General features: G+C 59.1%; 1 protein-coding gene. It reads right to left on the reverse strand.

The window, feature by feature from the left end:
• A partial coding sequence (prpC, locus tag EOS_RS04655; RefSeq protein WP_047845427.1) for a bifunctional 2-methylcitrate synthase/citrate synthase occupies positions 1–1,139 on the reverse strand: 1,139 nt, incomplete at its 3' end.
• Position 1,140: the final 1 nt, after the last annotated feature.

A 1,140-nucleotide genomic window follows, 5' to 3' on the forward strand; every position in this document is an offset into this window, starting at 1 on the left:
TTTTCAGGACCGGTGTAGTTCGCACTCGGCCGGATGATCTTGTTATCGATGCGTTGTTCAATGATGTGAGCGCTCCAGCCTGAGGTCCGCGAGATCACGAACAGCGGCGTGAACATGGCCGTGGGCACGCCCATCGCGTGGTACGACACCGCGCTGAACCAGTCCAGGTTCGGGAACATCTTCTTCGCGTCCCACATCGTTGTTTCGAGGCGTTCGGCGATGTCGTAAAGCTGGGTGTCGCCCGCTTCCTTCGACAGCTTCTTCGCGATTTCCTTGATCACCTTGTTGCGCGGATCGGAGATCGTGTACACCGGATGACCGAAGCCGATCACCACTTCCTTCGCTTCCACGCGTCGACGGATATCGGCTTCCGCTTCGTCGGGCGTCTGGTAGCGCGACTGGATGTCGGACGCGGCTTCGTTCGCGCCGCCATGCTTCGGACCCCGCAATGCACCGATACCGCCGGTGATCGCCGAGTACATGTCCGAGCCCGTGCCGGCGATCACGCGGCAGGTGAACGTCGATGCGTTGAATTCGTGTTCGGCATACAGAATCAGCGATGCATGCATGGCATCGACCCACGACTTCGACGGCTCTTTACCGTGCAGCAAATGCAGGAAGTGCCCGCCGATGGAATCGTCATCGGTCTCGGTTTCAATGCGCCGGCCGTTATGCGAATAGTGATACCAGTACAGCAGAATCGAGCCGAGCGAGGCCATCAGGCGATCGGCAATATCCTTCGCGCCGGAGATGTTGTGATCCTCTTTCTCGGGCAGCAACGTGCCGAGCACGGAGACGCCGGTGCGCATCACGTCCATCGGATGCGCGGATGCGGGAATCCATTCCAGCGCGGCCTTCAGGTTCGCAGGCAAGCCACGCAAACTCTTGAGCTTGATCTTGTACGTCTTGAGTTCAGCGACCGTGGGCAGCTTGCCATGCACCAGCAGATATGCGATCTCCTCGAACTCGGACGACCCGGCGATATCGAGGATGTCATAGCCACGATAGTGCAAGTCATTGCCCGTCTTGCCGACGGTGCACAGCGCGGTGTTACCCGCCGTCACACCCGATAGCGCGACGGATTTCTTCGGTTTGAAGCCACCGGTGGCGGGTGCTTCTTTCTCTAACGTATCGCTCATT

Origin of the sequence: Caballeronia mineralivorans PML1(12), assembly GCF_001028175.1 — a bacterium.
Classification (GTDB): domain Bacteria; phylum Pseudomonadota; class Gammaproteobacteria; order Burkholderiales; family Burkholderiaceae; genus Caballeronia; species Caballeronia mineralivorans.